The sequence below is a fragment of the Pontibacillus litoralis JSM 072002 genome (assembly GCF_000775615.1).
GTDB classification, from domain to species: Bacteria; Bacillota; Bacilli; order Bacillales; family BH030062; genus Pontibacillus; species Pontibacillus litoralis.
The window spans coordinates 14,534-31,512 of sequence record NZ_AVPG01000017.1 but is presented as its reverse complement, the minus strand read 5'-3'; the positions used below and the strand labels follow the sequence as shown (position 1 = coordinate 31,512).

The following is a 16,979-nucleotide window of genomic DNA, read 5'->3' as shown; positions in this document are numbered from 1 at the left end:
ATTGAGTCTTTCCGTGCAATTTGAAAGAAAACAACACGTATTATTAGTTCGACTTGCTGGTGAATTGGATCATCATGAAGCGGAACATTTACGAAATGAATGGCAATCCATCATGATAAAACAAAATGTTCAGCACGTCATCTTAAATCTTGAAGCTTTAAGTTTTATGGATAGCTCTGGCCTTGGTGTCATTTTAGGAAGATATAAGGAAGTAAAACAAAGTGGTGGCGAAATGGTTGTATGTTCCATTTCACCTGCCGTCAAGCGATTATTTGAGATGTCAGGTTTATTTAAAATCGTACGATTGGAAGAAAATGAAGCCTATGCTTTAGAAACACTGGGGGTGGCCTCTTAATGTCTAAAAATGAGATGCACTTACAATTTTCGGCAAAGAGTGAAAATGAATCGTTTGCTCGAGTAACGGTTGCCGCCTTCGTTACTCAATTAGATCCAACAATGGACGAACTAACTGAAATAAAAACCGTCGTTTCTGAGGCGGTTACGAATGCGGTGATTCATGGGTATGAAGGTTGTCATGAAGGGCTCATACATATGACATGTGTCCTTTGTGATGGAACGGTTGAATTATTGATTTGGGATGACGGCATTGGTATAGATAATATTGAAGAGGCAAAACAGCCTTTATACACATCGAAGCCTGAATTAGAACGGTCAGGTATGGGCTTTACTATAATGGAGAATTTCATGGATGAAGTGGATATCACGTCTGTTCCAGGGCAAGGGACGACTGTGAAAGTGAAAAAGCATTTAACCAAAAGCAAAACCTTATGTAATTAAGGGGATGTAGAATATGGATGTTGAATTGAAACAAACTGCAAAGCAAGTACAATTATCAGATGAAGAGGTCAAAGCATATATTGCCCTTAGTCAGCAAGGTGACCAAGAAGCACGAGATTTATTAGTAGAAAGAAATATGCGTCTTGTATGGTCTGTTGTTCAACGTTTTTTGAACCGTGGTTATGAACCAGATGATCTTTTTCAAATAGGATGCATTGGTCTGTTAAAGTCTGTTGATAAGTTTGATCTTTCTTTTGATGTAAAGTTTTCTACCTATGCAGTACCAATGATTATTGGGGAAATTCAACGATTTATTCGTGATGATGGTAGTGTGAAAGTAAGTCGTAGTTTGAAAGAGGCAGGTAACAAGATTCGTAAGAAGAAGGATGAGCTGTCGAAGAAACTAGGACGATCTCCTACCGTGCAGGAAATTGCTCAAGACTTAAACCTAAGTGCAGAAGAGGTTGTACACGCTCAAGAAGCTGCTAAGACACCACATTCCATTCATGAGACGGTCTATGAAAATGATGGTGATCCCATTACATTGTTAGACCAAATGGCAGATACGGATACGAGATGGTTTGATAAAATGGCGCTGCAAGATATTGTACGCTCGTTAGATGAACGAGAGCGATTAATCGTGTACATGCGTTATTACAAAGACCAAACGCAATCCGAAGTAGCAGATCGACTCGGTATTTCACAAGTACAAGTATCGAGATTAGAAAAGAAAATATTACAATATATGAAGGAACAAATGCTTGAATAATTTGCATGGAAGACTTTTCTACTAGTTAGTAGGAAAGTCTTTTTTTTTTGTTCACCTACAAATGATATAGAGTGCATGATATTTCATTACATAACTCATACTAATCGTAAACTTCTTTCTATAGAAAAGGAGGAGGATAATGAGTGTTATGGTGTATATCCGTTTGAAACAGAAGATACAATCGCAGCGAAATCAAACCATTTATCTGCGTGATATCGCTTATATAGAGGCACCTAAGGAATGCAAACAGGAACTAGAACAAGTCCCTTTATACACTGTGCGTGAATCAGATCGCAATATTGTGATAGTGGATATCTTTCGCGTTATATATGTGTTGAGACAGCATTATGCACAATTAGAAATACAACCACTCGGCCCAGAGCAAACAATTGTTACGATACCTAACTTGAAACAATCCCCCTCCTATATTGCTGTTGGCGTGATATGGATATTGTTGTTTATTGGTGCCGCTATGGCCATTATGAATTTTCATTATGACGTCAGTATGGAGGAAGTGCAGCAACGAGTACATTATTTATTGACAGGGGAGAAAGTAGAACACCCCTTATGGTTTCAAATCCCCTATTCATTAGGTTTAGGTGTTGGGATGATGTTATTTTTTAATCATTTTTTTAAAAAGAGAATTAATGAGGAGCCAAGCCCGTTAGAAATTGAAATGTACAAGTACCAGCTAGATTTAGATGAATACGTTGTGTATCACGAAAATGAAGTAAGCAAGGAATCGATGCATCATGATTCTTCTATTCCTTGAAGCGTGTATCGGATTGGCTTCTGGGTTGGCTGTTGGTGCGGGATTTGTAGCATTTCTAACTGTGTTAGGAATCATACCGAGATTAACGCAACTAAGTAAATCTGTTAAGTATGTAAGGGCTTATGAATGGAGCGTTGTCATTGGTGTCATTATCGGGACGTGTTTGTCGTTTATGGATCAAGTTTTTTCTATGCCAAACATGATGTCACTTATTTGGGGAAGCTTTCATGGTGTATTTATTGGTATGCTTGCCGCTGCCTTAACGGAAGTAATCAATGTATTCCCACTCCTTACGAGAAGAGTTGGAATGGAAAAGTATTTAATATGGTTTTTTATGGCGATAGTGTTAGGAAAAATCGGAGGATCATTGTTTCAATGGATACTATTTGAGCGTTAAATGAGGTGACCAAATGAAGGATAAATTTAATCAACAGAACTATGACCAAACCGTTAAAGAATATCAACCAAAGCCAAATGTGCTCTGGAATTGTATAAAGGCATTTATCGTTGGGGGAAGTATTTGTTTGCTCGGACAGTTTTTAACGGAATTTTATATGAATGTATTGGATATGACAGAAAGCCAAGCTGCTAATCCGACGATTACAACGCTGATTTTTTTGTCTGCATTGTTAACGGGGATAGGTGTATACGATCGAATTGGTCAATTTGCAGGGGCAGGTTCAGCCGTGCCAATTACAGGGTTCGCCAACTCCATTACGAGCGCTGCGTTGGAGCATAAAAGCGAAGGCTTAGTGTTAGGAGTTGCGACAAATTTATTTAAACTTGCTGGATCTGTCATCGTCTTCGGAGTGGTTTCTGCCTATGTTGTTGGCCTTATACGTTATACGATCCAATCATTTCTTTAGGAGGAATAAAGATGAGGAAACGAGGTAAACAAACGTGGTACTATGAACATTCTATTTACTTAAATGCAAGTGCTACCGTAGTAGGTCCAAAAGAAGCACAAGGTCCACTTGCTGCTACATTTGATAAAACGTACGACAAATTGCATTGTGAAGAAAACAATTGGGAACTAGCGGAACGTAGATTAATGAAGAATAGTATAGATATTTGTTTAAATAAAGGAAATAAAACAAAAGAACAAGTTGATTTGTTATTGGCTGGTGATTTATTGAACCAAAATGTTACGTCTAATTACGTTGCTCGCTCTTTATCTATTCCTTTTCTTTGCATGTTCGGCGCATGCTCTACATCAATGGAAACGTTAGCAATTGGGAGTGCACTTGTTGATGCCGGCTTTGCCGATCACATTATCGCGGCAACGAGTAGTCATAATGCAACAGCAGAGCGGCAATTCCGTTACCCTACAGAATATGGCGGACAAAAACCAGACACAGCTACTTGTACAGCAACAGGGGGAGGAGCTGGTCTTGTATCTAAAGAAAAATCAGTTATTCGAATAGAATGTGCTACGATCGGCAAAGTAATGGATTATGGGACGAAAGATCCGTTTGATATGGGATCTGCAATGGCACCCGCTGCGTACGATACGATTAAAACACATTTTGAAGATACAGGGCGAAACCCAGCTTATTATGACTTAATTGTAACTGGAGACTTGTCTAGTGTTGGTAGCCCTATTTTGAAAGACATGTTGAAAGAAGATGGGTACAATATGGAAAAAGTGCATAACGATTGTGGGTTGATGTTGTATAACAGTGATCAAAAAGTATTTGCAGGTGGGAGTGGGTGCGCCTCTTCTGCCCTAGTGACATACGGGCACATTGTTCAAGCATTGCAAGAAGGGAGATACAACAAAGTTTTCATTGTTGCTACTGGTGCATTAATGAATCCTATTATGATACAGCAAAAAGAAAGCATACCTTCTATCGCTCATGGAGTTGTGCTGATGCGTGAGGAGGGTGTTTCATAATGGATTTTGTTTGGGCTTTTGTTGTTGGGGGAGGTATTTGCGTCATTGGCCAAGTATTGTTGGATGTTTTTCGATTAACACCCGCTCATGTTATGTCGTCGTTCGTCGTAGCTGGAGCTATATTAGATGGGTTTAATATTTATGATAAGTTAATTGATTTTGCAGGCGCAGGAGCAACAGTGCCAATTACAAGTTTTGGACATTCGTTATTACATGGTGCGATGGAACAAGCGCAAGAAAATGGAATATTAGGCATTGCTATGGGTATTTTTCATCTTACTTCTGTTGGAATTTCCTCTGCTATTTTATTCGGTTTTCTTGTGGCAGTTTTCTTTAAACCGAAGGGATAGAAAAATATGAGCAAAAAGAAAGTGATTATCATTACAGATGGGGATGAGTATGCCAGAAAGGTTATTCAACATGTATCGTCGGAAATAGGAGGCACTTGTTTAGCGGAACTTGCTACCAACCCGACAACAGCTACGATTCATCAATTTACTGCGGCAATCAATAGTGCGAAGGAAGAACCGATATATGTGTTGCTAGATGATGCAGGTATTCCTGGTATAGGAGCAGGGGAAACGATTTTAATGCATTTAGCACAAAATTCTTCAGTCGACATTATTGGGGCGGTAGCGGTAGCCTCACATACGAAATATCAAGAGTGGACACGTTTTGACTTTGCCATTAATGGCGATGGAGAATTAATCCCTAATGGAGTAGATAAGGAAGGAATACCAGAGTTCGAATTTGGCCGAATTAGTGGGGACACGGTTTACTGTTTAGATCAATTACACATACCGACCATCGTTGCAATCGGGGATATTGGTAAAATGCGCGGGAAAGATGATGTGAAACACGGTTCTCCTATTACCCGTAAGGCTATTGAATTAATATTAGAAAGAGGGGATGGTTGAATGAGGACCCAGTCGGATACTTTTGTTTCACCGGATATTAAAGAAAATACCGATTATATGAAAAATAAAGTAGGTGTCGATGTTTCCTTTGATCTTGGCTATCGGACGATTAAAATATTCGACCGTAAAGTGGACCTTTATTATTTAACAGGATTGTGTGATACGCAATTTGTTATGGAACTAATGAAAATGCTTGTACAAATTAACGATGTAGAACGTCACCAAAAATCAAAATTACCAGAAATAGTAGAGAATAGATTGATTCACCAACAAGTAACTAAAGTGAAATCAATGGGGGATGCAATTACACAAATGCTCTCGGGTCTTATGGTTATCTTTATTGATCATTACGATGAGGCGTTTATTGTCGATGTACGTAACTATCCTGGGAGAACACCACAAGAGCCTGATACAGAGAAGGTTGTTCGGGGAAGTCGTGATGGCTATACAGAGAATATTATTGAAAACACGGCTTTAACAAGAAGGAGAGTTCGTGATGAACGGTTACGCCATGAGATTTTTCAAGTAGGCGAGAGGTCGAAAACAGACATATGCATCTCCTACTTGAAAGATGTTGCTAACCCTGATTTGATTGACTTAATTAAGCAGGAAATTAAAAATATTAATGTGGATGGCATTTCAATGTCCGATAAGACAATTGAAGAATACTTAGTGAAACAAGGGCATAACCCATTTCCACTAGTTCGATATACGGAACGACCAGATGTAGCATCTGCTCATTTGTTTGAAGGGCATGTACTTATCATGGTCGATACGAGCCCGAGTCTGATTATTACACCAACGACTTTTTTTCATCATGTACAGCATGCCGAGGAGTATCGTCAAACGCCAATGGTCGGTTCATTTATACGGTGGATAAGGTATTTAGGCATTTTTGCTTCCCTTTTTTTGTTACCTCTTTGGATGTTATTTGTTATGGATCCTTCTTTACTCCCTACTAACTTGCAATTCATAGGTCCGCAAGATGAGAGCAACATTCCGGTACTTATTCAAATTGTGCTAGCAGATATAGGGATTGAGTTTTTGCGTATTGCAGCCATACATACGCCGACACCTTTATCAACAGCTATGGGCTTAATTGCGGCGGTTTTAATTGGAGAAATCGCCATCAATGTTGGCCTATTTATTCCTGAAGTCATTTTATACGTTGCGGTGGCAGCTATTGGATCCTTTTCCACTCCAAGTTATGAATTAAGTGTAGCAAACAAAATAACACGCTTAAGTCTTGTTATACTGACTGGGATATTTGGAATTAAAGGGTTTATGATTGGTTGCACGCTATACGTATTATTATTAACGCGAACGAATTCATTAAGTACGCCCTATTTTTGGCCATTAATTCCATTTAATTGGAGTGCGCTCATGCAAATTTTGTTTCGAGTTTCTGTTCCATTATCGAAAAAAAGACCAAGTATTGTCCATCCTCGTAATGATTATCGCCAATAATCATCATGTCAACGATGCGAGTAGGTAGTATAGGCTACCTGCTTTTTATTTGTACGTCAAAAGAATAGATGGTGAAAATATACATTAGACCACAGGAGAAAAGATGTATTATAATAGTTACTATTGTGAAGTATTAGAATATTTTTGATTGTTGTGCACAATGAGGGGGAGCTTAAGTGGAAATAAACGATCAAGGTCATTTAGTTATTGGTGGTGTAGATGCGGTACAATTAGCGAAAGATTACGGAACACCGTTATTTGTTTATGATGTCGAGCATATAAGACGTAATGCACGCAGTTTCGTGCAAACCTTTCAACAGTTAGGTGTGAAAGCTCAAGTCGCTTATGCATCAAAAGCATTTTCGTCTATTGCTATATTGCAAATTATTAAGGAAGAAGGCTTAAGCTTGGATGTCGTTTCTCAAGGAGAATTACATACTGCTCTTCAAGCAGAGTTTCCGGCAGAGAGAATTCATTTACATGGAAATAATAAAAGTAAAGCAGAATTGGAAATGGCTATAATGGAACAAATTGGTTGTATTGTAGTGGATAACTTTTGGGAAATAGAACTGTTGAAGGAATTGCTAAATAAGCATAATCGAGAGATGGACGTATTAATTCGAGTTACTCCAGGTATAGAAGCTCATACCCATGATTATATATTAACGGGTCAAGAAGATTCCAAATTTGGTTTTGACTTATGGAATGGTCAAGCTGAACAAGCATTGCATAAACTGATGGATAGTGAGCGTATTCACGTTAAAGGATTGCATTGCCACATTGGATCGCAAATTTTTGAAACGACAGGTTTTGTGATGGCGGTACGTAAATTGTTTGAGGCATTAGCAGATTGGAAAAAACGACATGGGTTTGCCGCTGAAATTGTCAACTTAGGTGGTGGATTTGGAATTCAATATACAGATGATGACCAGCCTTTACCGTTAGCTTTATATGTTGAACAGCTTGTGCAAGAAGTGAAGGAGCAAATGGCTTATTACTCTTTGCCTTTACCGGAAATATGGATAGAACCAGGTCGTGCCATAGTCGGAGATGCCGGGGCGACGTTATATACAGTTGGTGCGATAAAGGAAATACCAGGAGTGCGTACCTACGTATCGGTAGATGGCGGCATGACAGACAATTTACGCCCAGCGTTATATCAAGCTAAGTATCAAGCAGATGTAGTAAACAAAATGTATGATACAAAAAATCAAACAGTTTCGATTGCGGGGAAGTGCTGTGAGTCAGGAGATATGTTAATATGGGATGTGGACGTTCCTTCATTACAAAGTGGAGATATTATCATAACCTACAGTACAGGTGCATATGGCTACTCGATGAGCAATCATTATAACCGCTTTCCAAAAGCAGCCGTTGTGTTTGTGGAAAACGGGCATCATCAACTCGTTGTTAAACGGGAAATGTATCAAGATTTAACGCGATTAGATTTGCCGTATGAACGTCCGTAGATAAAGAGGAGGAAGAAAGATGAAAAAAGGTACAATTGAATTTGGTAACGGAGAGAAGCTAGTTTTCGAACTATTTGAAGATGCAGCTCCAGGAACAGTGGAGAACTTTGAAAAGCTTGCGAATTCTAATTTTTACAATGGATTAACGTTTCACCGAGTGATTCCTGATTTTGTTATACAAGGTGGATGTCCAGTAGGGAATGGTACTGGTGGTCCAGGATATACGATAAAATGTGAAACTGAAGGAAATCCTCATAAACATCAAAAAGGTGCGTTATCGATGGCTCACGCTGGTAAAGATACAGGCGGAAGTCAATTCTTTGTCGTACTTGCTCCACAACCTCACCTTGATGGTCGTCATACTGTTTTCGGACAAGTTATAGAAGGATTAGATATTATTGACCGTGTACGCATGGGTGATGTGATGGAGAAAGTTACAGTTGTAGAGGAGTAGGTCTATCGGACTTACTCTTTTTTTTATGGTGACATACATAGATTCCGTTTATTTAATATAGTATGATGTAACTTAGCATTAGGGTTAATTCAATTTGATTACATAAAAGGTGGATAGTATGGAACTTGTGTTGGTACTTATATTTGTGATAGCACCTATTAGTCTGTTAAGTCATGAACTAGGCCATGCTATCGTTGCCTATCAATTACGTGCGCACCACATCTCATTGCAGCTTGGCGTCGGACCACTTATTTATCAAAAAAAAGGTACCACCACCGATATAATGATTCGTCTTCTATACTTCGTTGGGGCAATGGCGATTTATGAACGAAATCGTCCTTTTTCGAGAAAGGAACAAGCATTCATTTCATTGGGTGGACCGTTAGCAAATGGTATTCTTGCTTTTCTATGTATCTGTTTAGTCTATTGGGTGGAAATGGACGGATTGTATCTGTTTAGTGGATTTAATTTATGGATAGCAATTATAAATCTCCTCCCATTTAAGTGGAAGGAACGGGAATCCGATGGCTATGTAGTTGTGAAAGCGTTGTATTATTTGTTTGTACGTCCGAGGGGATAAAGAGTCAAACTACCTTGCTCCTCGGAAGGACTTGCAAAATGAATGAATGTCGTTATAATAAGGTAGGAGTGATGAGGTTGAAAAAGAAAAATGCGATTCTCTTAAGTGTACTTTTAGCCATTAGCATGGTATGGGGAGTTACTTATTGGATACTGTTTGTCATTGAATGATAGAACGAAATCACGTATAATACTTATTGAATTGGAACATTTTTCAATGGTTTGGACGTTTTTAGTTGCACTAGTAGTGAATCCTGAACATATATTACAGATGAAGACAGCATTCTTCTCGATAGAAATGAAATCGGGAAGTTATTTTCATAGTGAGGGGTAAATATGTTAATTCGATATAAAAAAAGTTTCGAAAAGATTGCAATGGGGCTTTTGTCTTTTATGCCGGAAGAAAAAGATGTCAAGAAACTCATTCAGACCATTAAAGAATATGAAACAAATAAAGAGTGGCACTTGTATTTATGGAAAGAATCAGAGGACATCATTGGTGCGATTGGGATTCGTATTGATGATCAACGATTAGCGGTGATTCAACACATTTCTGTAAATCCTTCGCACCGTAATAGCGGCATCGGCAAGAAAATGGTAGAAGAGATTAAGCAACAGTTACAACCTAAATTCGATATATGTTCTGATGCGAAAACTGAATCATTTATAGAACGTTGTGATGCTTAAATGAAAGCCAGCTCCGCTATTGGAACTGGCTTTATTCGTTAGGATATTTAATGAATGAAAAAAAGCTGTTAATAACCTCTTTGTGCTAGTCTGATTTGAAGCTGACGTTTGCGTTCTGCAATGACATCAGACCGATCTCTCCACATGTGCCGGTCAATAATAGCTGGATTATTCATTGGACTTGCATCTCCATACGTGCAGTGTAGTTGGCTGCACCTTGCGTGAACGATATCAAGTAACCGTTGATCTTTAATAGGCAGGTTGACACTCTCATATGGAGCGTCATTCTCGATATGATCAATTAATGTGCGAATGAATGAAAGCATTTGTTGTTTGTTAAAACCGTATAAAGGTAATTCGGCTTTGTGTTTCCGTAGTATGTTGTGTGCTTTGTGTGCGGTTCGTTTAGCGCCTTCTTTATTACAGCGCCGGTAATGATACATCGAAACAGCCAATTGTATGAAACCAACCAAGATAGATTGGCGATCTAATGGGATGGATTGTTTCCATTTTTCCTCTAATATTTCATGGCATTCAAAGTAATCTCGTGTACCATGAAAGTGAGCGAGAAAGTCGATATATGCTTGGTCATACATAAAAAAACGACTCCTTCATGTAATTTATGTCCTATCGTTATCTATTGGTATTTAACGATTACGTACAGCTAGTGTAACACAATCTGCTCTTATCATTCATGAAGAAGTGCTCTATTATACATATATACACGTTAAGCTAGAAATCGCTTAACGTGTATGAATCATTCTAGTATAACCAACTAGCACCTACAATAATTAGCAAAATAAATAATACGACAATTAACGCGAATCCGCCACCATAACCATATCCACTCATGATGAATTTCCTCCTTTTTCCTATTAACAGATAAATGTATATTAGGGAACATTTATCGTACGGTATACCATATGTGAGATATGAAAAATGTGTATAGGCAATTCCATTAGATTTATGATATTTTTGTACGGGAACAGCTTTATAGATTGGTGTATCCACGTTCAAATGGAAGAAAGTAATGAGAAAGTAGAAAGGATTTACGTATGAACCTAAGCTATACAGTAAAGCTAGATGCTTTTGAAGGTCCCTTAGATTTATTACTTCATTTAATCAATCGGTATGAAATTGATATATACGATATACCGGTTGCAACCATAACAGAACAATACATGGCTTATATTCATACCATGCAGCAATTAGAATTAAATGTTGCAAGTGAATATTTAGTAATGGCAGCAACGTTGATTGCGATAAAAAGTCAAATGTTACTGCCAAATCAAGAGCCTGAGCTCGAAGAAGAGTATGCAGAACATATGGAAGAGGATCCTCGTGATGAATTAATGAGACGCTTAATTGAATATCGCAAATACAAAGAAGCGGCACATGAATTACAAGAAAGAGAAATGAGCGCAAATCAAATCTTTACAAGACCTCCACAAAATTTCGAAAAATATCAAGGGGAAAATGCTTCGGTAGCGAACGATGGAGAAGTAACCATTTATGATATGATAAGTGCCATGCAAAAATTGCTCCAAAAGAAGAAATGGCAAAAACCACTTGAAACAAAAGTGCAGCGACAAGAAATACCGATTCAATCTCGGATGGAGGAAGTGATGACACACATTAATGAGCATCCATCCGGAGTAGATTTCTTTGCGTTATTTCCGGTTCCCACCCGGCGTCATATCGTTGTAACTTTTATAGCGATACTGGAGCTTATGAAGAATCGTTCGATAATGGTAGAACAGAAAGAGCAATTTGAAACATTTACGGTGTATAAGATGGAGGAATAATATGGAGATCAGTCAATATAAAGCCATTGCTGAAGGATTACTGTTTGCTTCAGGAGATGAAGGCATGACAATGAAACAACTAGCAGAAGTAATGGAAGTTGAAGTGCAGACGGTGGAGCTCATTCTTGAAGAACTGAAATTTGATATGGATCATACTTCTCGAGGATTAGCTTTAATGCAATCAAAATCGTTTTATCATTTGACGACTAAACCAGAACATGCGGTATACTTTCAGAGGTTGGTTGATTCTCCTCACAGTTCAAGACTTTCACAAGCAGGATTAGAAACTTTGGCGATTATTGCCTATCAACAACCGATTACGAGGACGGAAATAGAAGAAATTAGAGGAGTAAAAAGTGATGGACCAGTACACACTTTAATGCAACGTGGTTTAATAGAAGAACGAGGAAGAAAAGATGGAGTGGGCAGACCAATTTTATACGGAACAACGAAGGATTTTCTCACGTACTTCGGATTAACCTCGATTGAAGAATTACCCCCATTGCCCGAAGGTTTAGAAGATAGTGATATAGAAGAAGACGCTGATTTATTTTTTGGCACGTTAACGAATCATCAAACATTGGATGAAGAATAAATATACGTAAAGCTCAGACCAATCAAATGGCATCTGAGTTTTTTTTGCGTGTAGAACAACGCACCCCCCTTGGGCTAAAGACATAAAATAGGGCGAGGTGATGGTATGGATAAAGAACAAAAAAAGTATTTACAGTCATTGTTGATATGGGCGAAAGAAGTCGAGGAGAAAGTGGCTTCTACCCATATGTCCGAGCAGAATGAACAAAAATGGCGGGAGCAGATGAAGAAATGGAAGCGAAAGATAGAAATAGCAATGAATCAAGACAATGTGGCAGAAGTAGAAATACAACAGATTCAGGAGGAAGGGCAAAATCTGTTGTATACGCTTAAAGGTTATTATGACCAAGAGAGACAAGGGAAACGTGTTCCAATTGGAAAGCACCGTCTACCCCCTTTGCCTTATCCGTATGACGGTTTGGAACCTTATATTAGTAAAGAAATAATGCTTCTTCATCATGACGTGCACCATCAAGCATATGTTGATGGTTTAAATAAAGCGGAAAAAAAGTTAGCCCAATTGCGCTCAACAGCTAATCAGGAGCAGTTAAAGCATTGGTTGAGAGAACAATCGTTTCATGGTTCTGGTCATTTTTTGCATACGAATTTTTGGTTTAATATGAAGCCAAATGGTGGAGGAAAACCGAAAGGCGAGCTAATGAAACAAATAACTAAGGACTTCGGTAGTTATGAGCAATTTAAATACCAATTTACTGAAGCAGCGAAATCGGTTGAAGGAGACGGATGGGCTTTATTAGTATGGGAGTTAAGATCAGGTAGGTTAGCTATTCAAACAGCAGAAAAGCATCAATTGTTTGGTTTATGGGATGTGATTCCTTTACTTGTACTAGATGTATGGGAACACGCCTATTATTTGCAATACAAGACGAAACGAGGGGAATATGTGGAGAATTGGTGGAATGTCGTTAATTGGAGTGATGTGGAAAAAAAGTTTGATACAATTCGTCCGATTACATGGGCGAAATTTTGACGGTCTATGATGACTGTCTTTTTTTTGATTAGAAAACTATCATACGCCTGTCCTGTAAACATACATTAGTACAAAGCAGTACAAAGCGATGGGAATGGAGGATCTTTCTGTGAAACAAATCATTTCGTTTACGCTCATCCTTGCACTATTGATATATGTATATCCTCATAAAGAAAAAGTATATGCTAAACCGAGTGTTTCTGCACAAAATGCCGTACTAATGGAACAATCAACAGGAAGGGTATTGTTTGAGAAACAAGGGCATGAAAAAAAGAAAATAGCTAGTATAACAAAAGTAATGACTGCTATCATAGCAATCGAATCAGGGAAAATGAAGGAAGAAGTGACAATTTCCAGACGAGCTGTGTATGAAGAAGGGTCTTCAATTTATTTAGAGCAAGGGGAGAAAATGAAATTAAAGGATTTAGTGTACGGATTAATGCTTCGCTCAGGAAACGACGCTGCAACGGCTATTGCGGAACATGTTGGTGGAAGTGTGGAAGGGTTTGCAGTATTAATGAATGAGAAAGCTAGTTGGCTCGGCATGACGAACACTCATTTCACGAATCCTCATGGGCTAGATGAAGAGGAGCACTATTCTACAGCTTACGATATGGCATTGTTAACGCAATATGCGATGGAAAATGAGACGTTTAGAAAGATTTCAAAAACGACGTTGCATAAAGCAGATTCTCGAACGTACGCTTGGGGAAACAAAAATAAAATGCTAACGAAGTATTACGAGCATAGCACAGGTGGAAAAACAGGCTACACGAAAGTTGCAGGAAGAACGTTAATTAGTACAGCAAATAAAGAAGGGATGGAATTGATTGTTGTAACGTTAAATGCGCCCGATGATTGGAATGACCATCAATATTTATTTGAATGGGGTTATGACAACTACGATTTACGAAAATTGCAACAAGAAGGAAGAGTTCCAATGGACTTTTCGGAAAGTGGGGAAGCCTTAGGTTATATATGGGATGATGTCGTTTTCCCTCTAACAAATGAAGAAGCCAACTCCGTTCAAAAAACGACGCATATAGATAAGCCGGATCCTTTAGGAGTAGAGGCGAGTGTACTTGGGAAATTATCATTTAACGTAAATGGAGAAATATTAACAGAAGTGTCCATTATGGCAGACCCTAAACCAATTCGATCTCCCTTTTGGAAAACATCTCGAACGATATTTGAGCGTTTAATGGGTGGTTCTAATGGTTAATATCATTTGGGTGCTCATGGCCGTTATTGGCATTATATATGCGATGTTTTTTGGGACAATGGATGACGTGAATGAAGCAATCTTTCAAAGTGCTGATGATGCAGTGATGTTATCCATTAGTTTAGTAAGTGTACTTGTGTTCTGGTTAGGATTAATGAGAATAGCAGAGGAATCTGGATTATTGCTTGCTTTAACGAAATTATTTCGGCCAATTATTGCTAAACTCTTTCCTGACATTCCACGGGATCATCCAGCGATGGGGTATATTTTATCAAATATATCCGCCAATGTGTTCGGATTAGGTAATGCAGCAACACCGATGGGGATTAAAGCAATGGAAGAAATGAAAAAACTAGGTCAGTCTGATCAGGCTAGTCGTTCTATGATTACTTTTTTAGCAATTAACACATCTAGTATTACGCTTATCCCAACAACGGTTATTGCCATTCGCATGAAATACGATTCCATTACGCCAACCGAAATAGTCGGCACAACGATTATGGCAACGTTCATTTCTACTATAGGTGCAATTATGATTGATCGTTTGTTCTTTCATTTGCGTTCAAGGAGGAATAGTTAATGCCTATCATTGCTACTGTTAGCGTATGGATTATTCCGTGCATTATTCTAGTAGTATTCATTGTAGGGACGTGGAAACGAGTTCCTACATATGAAACATTTGTAGAAGGCGGAAAAGAAGGGGGGAAGATGGCCTTTTCTCTTCTCCCTTTTTTATTAGGAATGATGGTGTCTATTGCGATTTTTCGTGCTTCGGGAGCGATGGATGCATTCGTTGAGTTTTTCAGTCCAATCCTTACCCTTGTTGGTATTCCAGCAGATATTGTCCCGTTAGCGCTCGTTCGGCCGATTTCTGGAACGGCAGCGATCGGAATGACGACAGAGTTAATTGCCTCACATGGACCGGATTCCTTTATTGGTCGCTTAGCTTCTACCATGCAAGGTAGTACGGATACAACACTATACATTATTACAGTGTATTTTGGGGCAGTTGGCATTAAACGAATGGGAGATGCGTTAAAAGTTGGACTATTGGCTGATTTTATTGGTATAATTGCCTCGATAGTTGTCGTGTCCATTGTATTCGGCAGTTAAAAGCGTTAACATATTCATGTTAACGCATTGTTTGTGTTTTTAAGAAGAATGGAGCATAGCGAAGGAAAGTATCCATTCATATAGAGAAGAAGGTGAAGATATAGATGTCAGACAAACTAGAAAGATTACAAAAAGTGATTGCTCAAAGCGGCATTACATCAAGAAGAAAAGCAGAACAATTAATTATGGAAGGAAACGTAAAAGTTAATGGGAAAGTGGTGACAGAGTTAGGGACGAAGGTCGGGCCGAATGCCGATATCGAAGTAAATGGTGTTCCTATTGAGAAGGAAGAGCCTGTTTATTATCTCGTTTATAAACCACGAGGTGTCATCTCTAGCGTAAGTGACGATAAAGGTAGACGTGTGATCACCGATTTATTACCTGAAGTAGAGAAACGGGTGTATCCTGTCGGTCGCCTCGATTATGATACATCAGGAATCATTTTAATGACGAATGATGGAGCATTTGCTCAAGAGTTAATGCACCCGAAATATGAAATTGATAAAGTGTATGTTGCTAAGGTGAAAGGGATACCTACTAAAGAAGAACTGTCCTCTTTAACGAAAGGAATAAAGGTAGAAGGTGACTATTTAAAGGCGGTGCGTCAACGAATTTTATCAACCGACCGCCAAAAAAACACCGCTATTATCCAATTAACATTACACGAAGGGAAAAATCGCCAAGTTCGTCGTATGTTTGAAGCTTTAGGGTATCCAGTAAACAAATTAAAGCGTGAACGATATGCGTTTTTAACGACACAAGGCATGCAGCCAGGTAGTTATCGTGAACTCACTCCCTACGAAGTAAAAAAGTTAAAGCAAGCAGCGAACATAAATGTTAACTAAATTTTCACAAGTTTTATTTTGTGTAAATGGTATAATATTGTGGGGGAGTGAATGGATATGGATAAAAAGAAGAAGAGGCTCATATTTCGAAGCGTGTTGCTTACCATAATGGTGCTTATGACTGTTTACGCTGTGTACACGAATCTAACAAGTGACAAGAAAGCAGTGTTACAAGTTGGAGATGAAGCGCCAAATTTTGAATTACCAACGATGAATATAAATAATAAAGAAACATTGAAGTTAGAGGATTATAAGGGACAAGGCGTGATGCTTAATTTTTGGGCAACATATTGTGGGCCTTGTAAAGAGGAAATGCCTTATATGCAACAATTATATCCTGCATATAAAGAAAAAGGAGTAGAAATCATCGCAATTAACCTAGATAAAAGTAAGTTAGTTGTAGAACAATTTTTAGATGAGTATGGCCTTACATTCCCAGTAGTGCAAGATACAACGAGTGAAGTGATGCAGCTATATGATGTCGGTGCATTACCTGCTTCCTATTTCGTTGGACCAGATGGAAAGATTGAGCATAAAATTATTGGTGCACTTACATTAGAGAACTTAGAAGGTTACTTGCAAGATATTACGCCTGAATCGTAA

24 protein-coding genes are annotated in these 16,979 nt (G+C 38.5%); 22 read left to right on the top strand and 2 right to left on the bottom strand.

The annotated features are described in order from the left end of the window. Position 1 precedes the first annotated feature (1 nt). The 14 genes from spoIIAA (at position 2) to N784_RS11005 (ending at position 9,806) form a co-directional block, all read left to right on the top strand. The gene (spoIIAA, locus tag N784_RS11070) at positions 2-355 is read left to right on the top strand and encodes an anti-sigma F factor antagonist (protein WP_036834951.1); all 354 of its coding nucleotides are present in this window, start codon (positions 2-4) and stop codon (positions 353-355) included. Beyond that, positions 355-798: an anti-sigma F factor gene (gene spoIIAB / locus N784_RS11065; RefSeq protein WP_036834950.1), complete on the top strand. Its 444-nt coding sequence runs from the start codon at positions 355-357 to the stop codon at positions 796-798. Before spoIIAA ends, spoIIAB begins: the two co-directional genes overlap by 1 nt. A gap of 13 nt (positions 799-811) precedes the next feature. Then, entirely contained in the window at positions 812-1,567 is a 756-nt protein-coding gene (sigF, locus tag N784_RS11060) for an RNA polymerase sporulation sigma factor SigF (protein WP_036834949.1), read from the top strand. 139 nt (positions 1,568-1,706) lie between these two features. Then, positions 1,707-2,339: a stage V sporulation protein AA gene (locus N784_RS11055; protein ID WP_036834948.1), complete on the top strand. Its 633-nt coding sequence runs from the start codon at positions 1,707-1,709 to the stop codon at positions 2,337-2,339. Further along, the gene (locus N784_RS11050; protein ID WP_036834947.1) at positions 2,320-2,736 is read left to right on the top strand and encodes a stage V sporulation protein AB; all 417 of its coding nucleotides are present in this window, start codon (positions 2,320-2,322) and stop codon (positions 2,734-2,736) included. The genes N784_RS11055 and N784_RS11050 overlap by 20 nt, the downstream gene beginning before the upstream one ends. 13 nt (positions 2,737-2,749) lie before the next feature. Continuing rightward, positions 2,750-3,205 (top strand): stage V sporulation protein AC, encoded by a 456-nt coding sequence (gene spoVAC / locus N784_RS11045; protein WP_036834946.1) that lies wholly within the window; start codon positions 2,750-2,752, stop codon positions 3,203-3,205. Between the two features lie 11 nt (positions 3,206-3,216). Next, positions 3,217-4,233 (top strand): stage V sporulation protein AD, encoded by a 1,017-nt coding sequence (gene spoVAD / locus N784_RS11040; protein WP_036834945.1) that lies wholly within the window; start codon positions 3,217-3,219, stop codon positions 4,231-4,233. Then, complete coding sequence (spoVAE, locus tag N784_RS11035) at positions 4,233-4,583, top strand: stage V sporulation protein AE (RefSeq protein WP_036834944.1); 351 nt, start codon at positions 4,233-4,235, stop codon at positions 4,581-4,583. Before spoVAD ends, spoVAE begins: the two co-directional genes overlap by 1 nt. A gap of 6 nt (positions 4,584-4,589) precedes the next feature. Then, positions 4,590-5,150: a stage V sporulation protein AE gene (locus tag N784_RS11030; protein ID WP_036834943.1), complete on the top strand. Its 561-nt coding sequence runs from the start codon at positions 4,590-4,592 to the stop codon at positions 5,148-5,150. Further along, complete coding sequence (locus N784_RS11025) at positions 5,151-6,617, top strand: spore germination protein (RefSeq protein ID WP_036834942.1); 1,467 nt, start codon at positions 5,151-5,153, stop codon at positions 6,615-6,617. Positions 6,618-6,793: 176 nt separating this feature from the next. After that, on the top strand, positions 6,794-8,086 hold the full coding sequence (gene lysA / locus N784_RS11020; RefSeq protein WP_036834941.1) for a diaminopimelate decarboxylase: 1,293 nt from the start codon (positions 6,794-6,796) through the stop codon (positions 8,084-8,086). 19 nt (positions 8,087-8,105) lie between these two features. Next, positions 8,106-8,540, top strand: a complete 435-nt coding sequence (locus N784_RS11015; protein WP_036834940.1) for a peptidylprolyl isomerase — start codon at positions 8,106-8,108, stop codon at positions 8,538-8,540. Positions 8,541-8,658: 118 nt separating this feature from the next. Further along, complete coding sequence (locus N784_RS11010; protein WP_036834939.1) at positions 8,659-9,120, top strand: M50 family metallopeptidase; 462 nt, start codon at positions 8,659-8,661, stop codon at positions 9,118-9,120. Positions 9,121-9,455: 335 nt separating this feature from the next. Continuing rightward, on the top strand, positions 9,456-9,806 hold the full coding sequence (locus N784_RS11005) for a GNAT family N-acetyltransferase (protein WP_036834938.1): 351 nt from the start codon (positions 9,456-9,458) through the stop codon (positions 9,804-9,806). A 68-nt stretch (positions 9,807-9,874) separates the two neighbouring features. Here the strand turns inward: N784_RS11005 and N784_RS11000 are convergent, their stop codons facing one another. Both N784_RS11000 and N784_RS16335 read right to left on the bottom strand, forming a co-directional pair. Further along, positions 9,875-10,402: a DUF309 domain-containing protein gene (locus N784_RS11000; protein WP_036834937.1), complete on the bottom strand. Its 528-nt coding sequence runs from the start codon at positions 10,400-10,402 to the stop codon at positions 9,875-9,877. Positions 10,403-10,568: 166 nt separating this feature from the next. After that, the gene (locus N784_RS16335) at positions 10,569-10,658 is read right to left on the bottom strand and encodes a YjcZ family sporulation protein (RefSeq protein WP_084103087.1); all 90 of its coding nucleotides are present in this window, start codon (positions 10,656-10,658) and stop codon (positions 10,569-10,571) included. 203 nt (positions 10,659-10,861) lie between these two features. Here N784_RS16335 and N784_RS10990 point away from each other — a divergent pair, with 203 nt between their 5' ends. From N784_RS10990 to resA, 8 genes are all read left to right on the top strand, one after another. Next, the gene (locus N784_RS10990; RefSeq protein ID WP_036834935.1) at positions 10,862-11,611 is read left to right on the top strand and encodes a segregation/condensation protein A; all 750 of its coding nucleotides are present in this window, start codon (positions 10,862-10,864) and stop codon (positions 11,609-11,611) included. Between the two features lies 1 nt (position 11,612). After that, the gene (gene scpB, locus N784_RS10985; RefSeq protein WP_036834933.1) at positions 11,613-12,206 is read left to right on the top strand and encodes an SMC-Scp complex subunit ScpB; all 594 of its coding nucleotides are present in this window, start codon (positions 11,613-11,615) and stop codon (positions 12,204-12,206) included. A gap of 105 nt (positions 12,207-12,311) precedes the next feature. After that, the gene (locus tag N784_RS10980) at positions 12,312-13,196 is read left to right on the top strand and encodes a superoxide dismutase (protein ID WP_052127274.1); all 885 of its coding nucleotides are present in this window, start codon (positions 12,312-12,314) and stop codon (positions 13,194-13,196) included. A 109-nt stretch (positions 13,197-13,305) separates the two neighbouring features. Further along, positions 13,306-14,418, top strand: coding sequence for a D-alanyl-D-alanine carboxypeptidase family protein (locus N784_RS10975; protein ID WP_156965238.1), 1,113 nt, complete (start codon positions 13,306-13,308; stop codon positions 14,416-14,418). Further along, positions 14,411-14,998, top strand: a complete 588-nt coding sequence (locus N784_RS10970) for a nucleoside recognition domain-containing protein (protein WP_036834931.1) — start codon at positions 14,411-14,413, stop codon at positions 14,996-14,998. The genes N784_RS10975 and N784_RS10970 overlap by 8 nt, the downstream gene beginning before the upstream one ends. After that, the gene (locus N784_RS10965; RefSeq protein ID WP_036834929.1) at positions 14,998-15,531 is read left to right on the top strand and encodes a spore maturation protein; all 534 of its coding nucleotides are present in this window, start codon (positions 14,998-15,000) and stop codon (positions 15,529-15,531) included. Before N784_RS10970 ends, N784_RS10965 begins: the two co-directional genes overlap by 1 nt. Positions 15,532-15,635: 104 nt before the next feature. Continuing rightward, on the top strand, positions 15,636-16,376 hold the full coding sequence (locus tag N784_RS10960) for a pseudouridine synthase (RefSeq protein ID WP_036834927.1): 741 nt from the start codon (positions 15,636-15,638) through the stop codon (positions 16,374-16,376). 51 nt (positions 16,377-16,427) lie between these two features. Continuing rightward, the gene (resA, locus tag N784_RS10955; RefSeq protein ID WP_084600238.1) at positions 16,428-16,979 is read left to right on the top strand and encodes a thiol-disulfide oxidoreductase ResA; all 552 of its coding nucleotides are present in this window, start codon (positions 16,428-16,430) and stop codon (positions 16,977-16,979) included.

Bases quoted from the DNA above. Each gene is read 5' to 3' on its own strand.
- spoIIAB (WP_036834950.1), top strand. From the start codon at position 355: ATGTCTAAAAATGAGATGCACTTACAATTTTCGGCAAAGAGTGAAAAT.
- sigF (WP_036834949.1), top strand. From the start codon at position 812: ATGGATGTTGAATTGAAACAAACTGCAAAGCAAGTACAATTATCAGAT.
- N784_RS11055 (WP_036834948.1), top strand. From the start codon at position 1,707: ATGAGTGTTATGGTGTATATCCGTTTGAAACAGAAGATACAATCGCAG.
- N784_RS11050 (WP_036834947.1), top strand. From the start codon at position 2,320: ATGATTCTTCTATTCCTTGAAGCGTGTATCGGATTGGCTTCTGGGTTG.
- spoVAC (WP_036834946.1), top strand. From the start codon at position 2,750: ATGAAGGATAAATTTAATCAACAGAACTATGACCAAACCGTTAAAGAA.
- spoVAD (WP_036834945.1), top strand. From the start codon at position 3,217: ATGAGGAAACGAGGTAAACAAACGTGGTACTATGAACATTCTATTTAC.
- spoVAE (WP_036834944.1), top strand. From the start codon at position 4,233: ATGGATTTTGTTTGGGCTTTTGTTGTTGGGGGAGGTATTTGCGTCATT.
- N784_RS11030 (WP_036834943.1), top strand. From the start codon at position 4,590: ATGAGCAAAAAGAAAGTGATTATCATTACAGATGGGGATGAGTATGCC.
- N784_RS11025 (WP_036834942.1), top strand. From the start codon at position 5,151: ATGAGGACCCAGTCGGATACTTTTGTTTCACCGGATATTAAAGAAAAT.
- N784_RS11015 (WP_036834940.1), top strand. From the start codon at position 8,106: ATGAAAAAAGGTACAATTGAATTTGGTAACGGAGAGAAGCTAGTTTTC.
- N784_RS11010 (WP_036834939.1), top strand. From the start codon at position 8,659: ATGGAACTTGTGTTGGTACTTATATTTGTGATAGCACCTATTAGTCTG.
- N784_RS11005 (WP_036834938.1), top strand. From the start codon at position 9,456: ATGTTAATTCGATATAAAAAAAGTTTCGAAAAGATTGCAATGGGGCTT.
- N784_RS11000 (WP_036834937.1), bottom strand. From the start codon at position 10,402: ATGTATGACCAAGCATATATCGACTTTCTCGCTCACTTTCATGGTACA.
- N784_RS16335 (WP_084103087.1), bottom strand. From the start codon at position 10,658: ATGAGTGGATATGGTTATGGTGGCGGATTCGCGTTAATTGTCGTATTA.
- N784_RS10990 (WP_036834935.1), top strand. From the start codon at position 10,862: ATGAACCTAAGCTATACAGTAAAGCTAGATGCTTTTGAAGGTCCCTTA.
- scpB (WP_036834933.1), top strand. From the start codon at position 11,613: ATGGAGATCAGTCAATATAAAGCCATTGCTGAAGGATTACTGTTTGCT.
- N784_RS10980 (WP_052127274.1), top strand. From the start codon at position 12,312: ATGGATAAAGAACAAAAAAAGTATTTACAGTCATTGTTGATATGGGCG.
- N784_RS10970 (WP_036834931.1), top strand. From the start codon at position 14,411: ATGGTTAATATCATTTGGGTGCTCATGGCCGTTATTGGCATTATATAT.
- N784_RS10965 (WP_036834929.1), top strand. From the start codon at position 14,998: ATGCCTATCATTGCTACTGTTAGCGTATGGATTATTCCGTGCATTATT.
- N784_RS10960 (WP_036834927.1), top strand. From the start codon at position 15,636: ATGTCAGACAAACTAGAAAGATTACAAAAAGTGATTGCTCAAAGCGGC.
- resA (WP_084600238.1), top strand. From the start codon at position 16,428: ATGGATATGGATAAAAAGAAGAAGAGGCTCATATTTCGAAGCGTGTTG.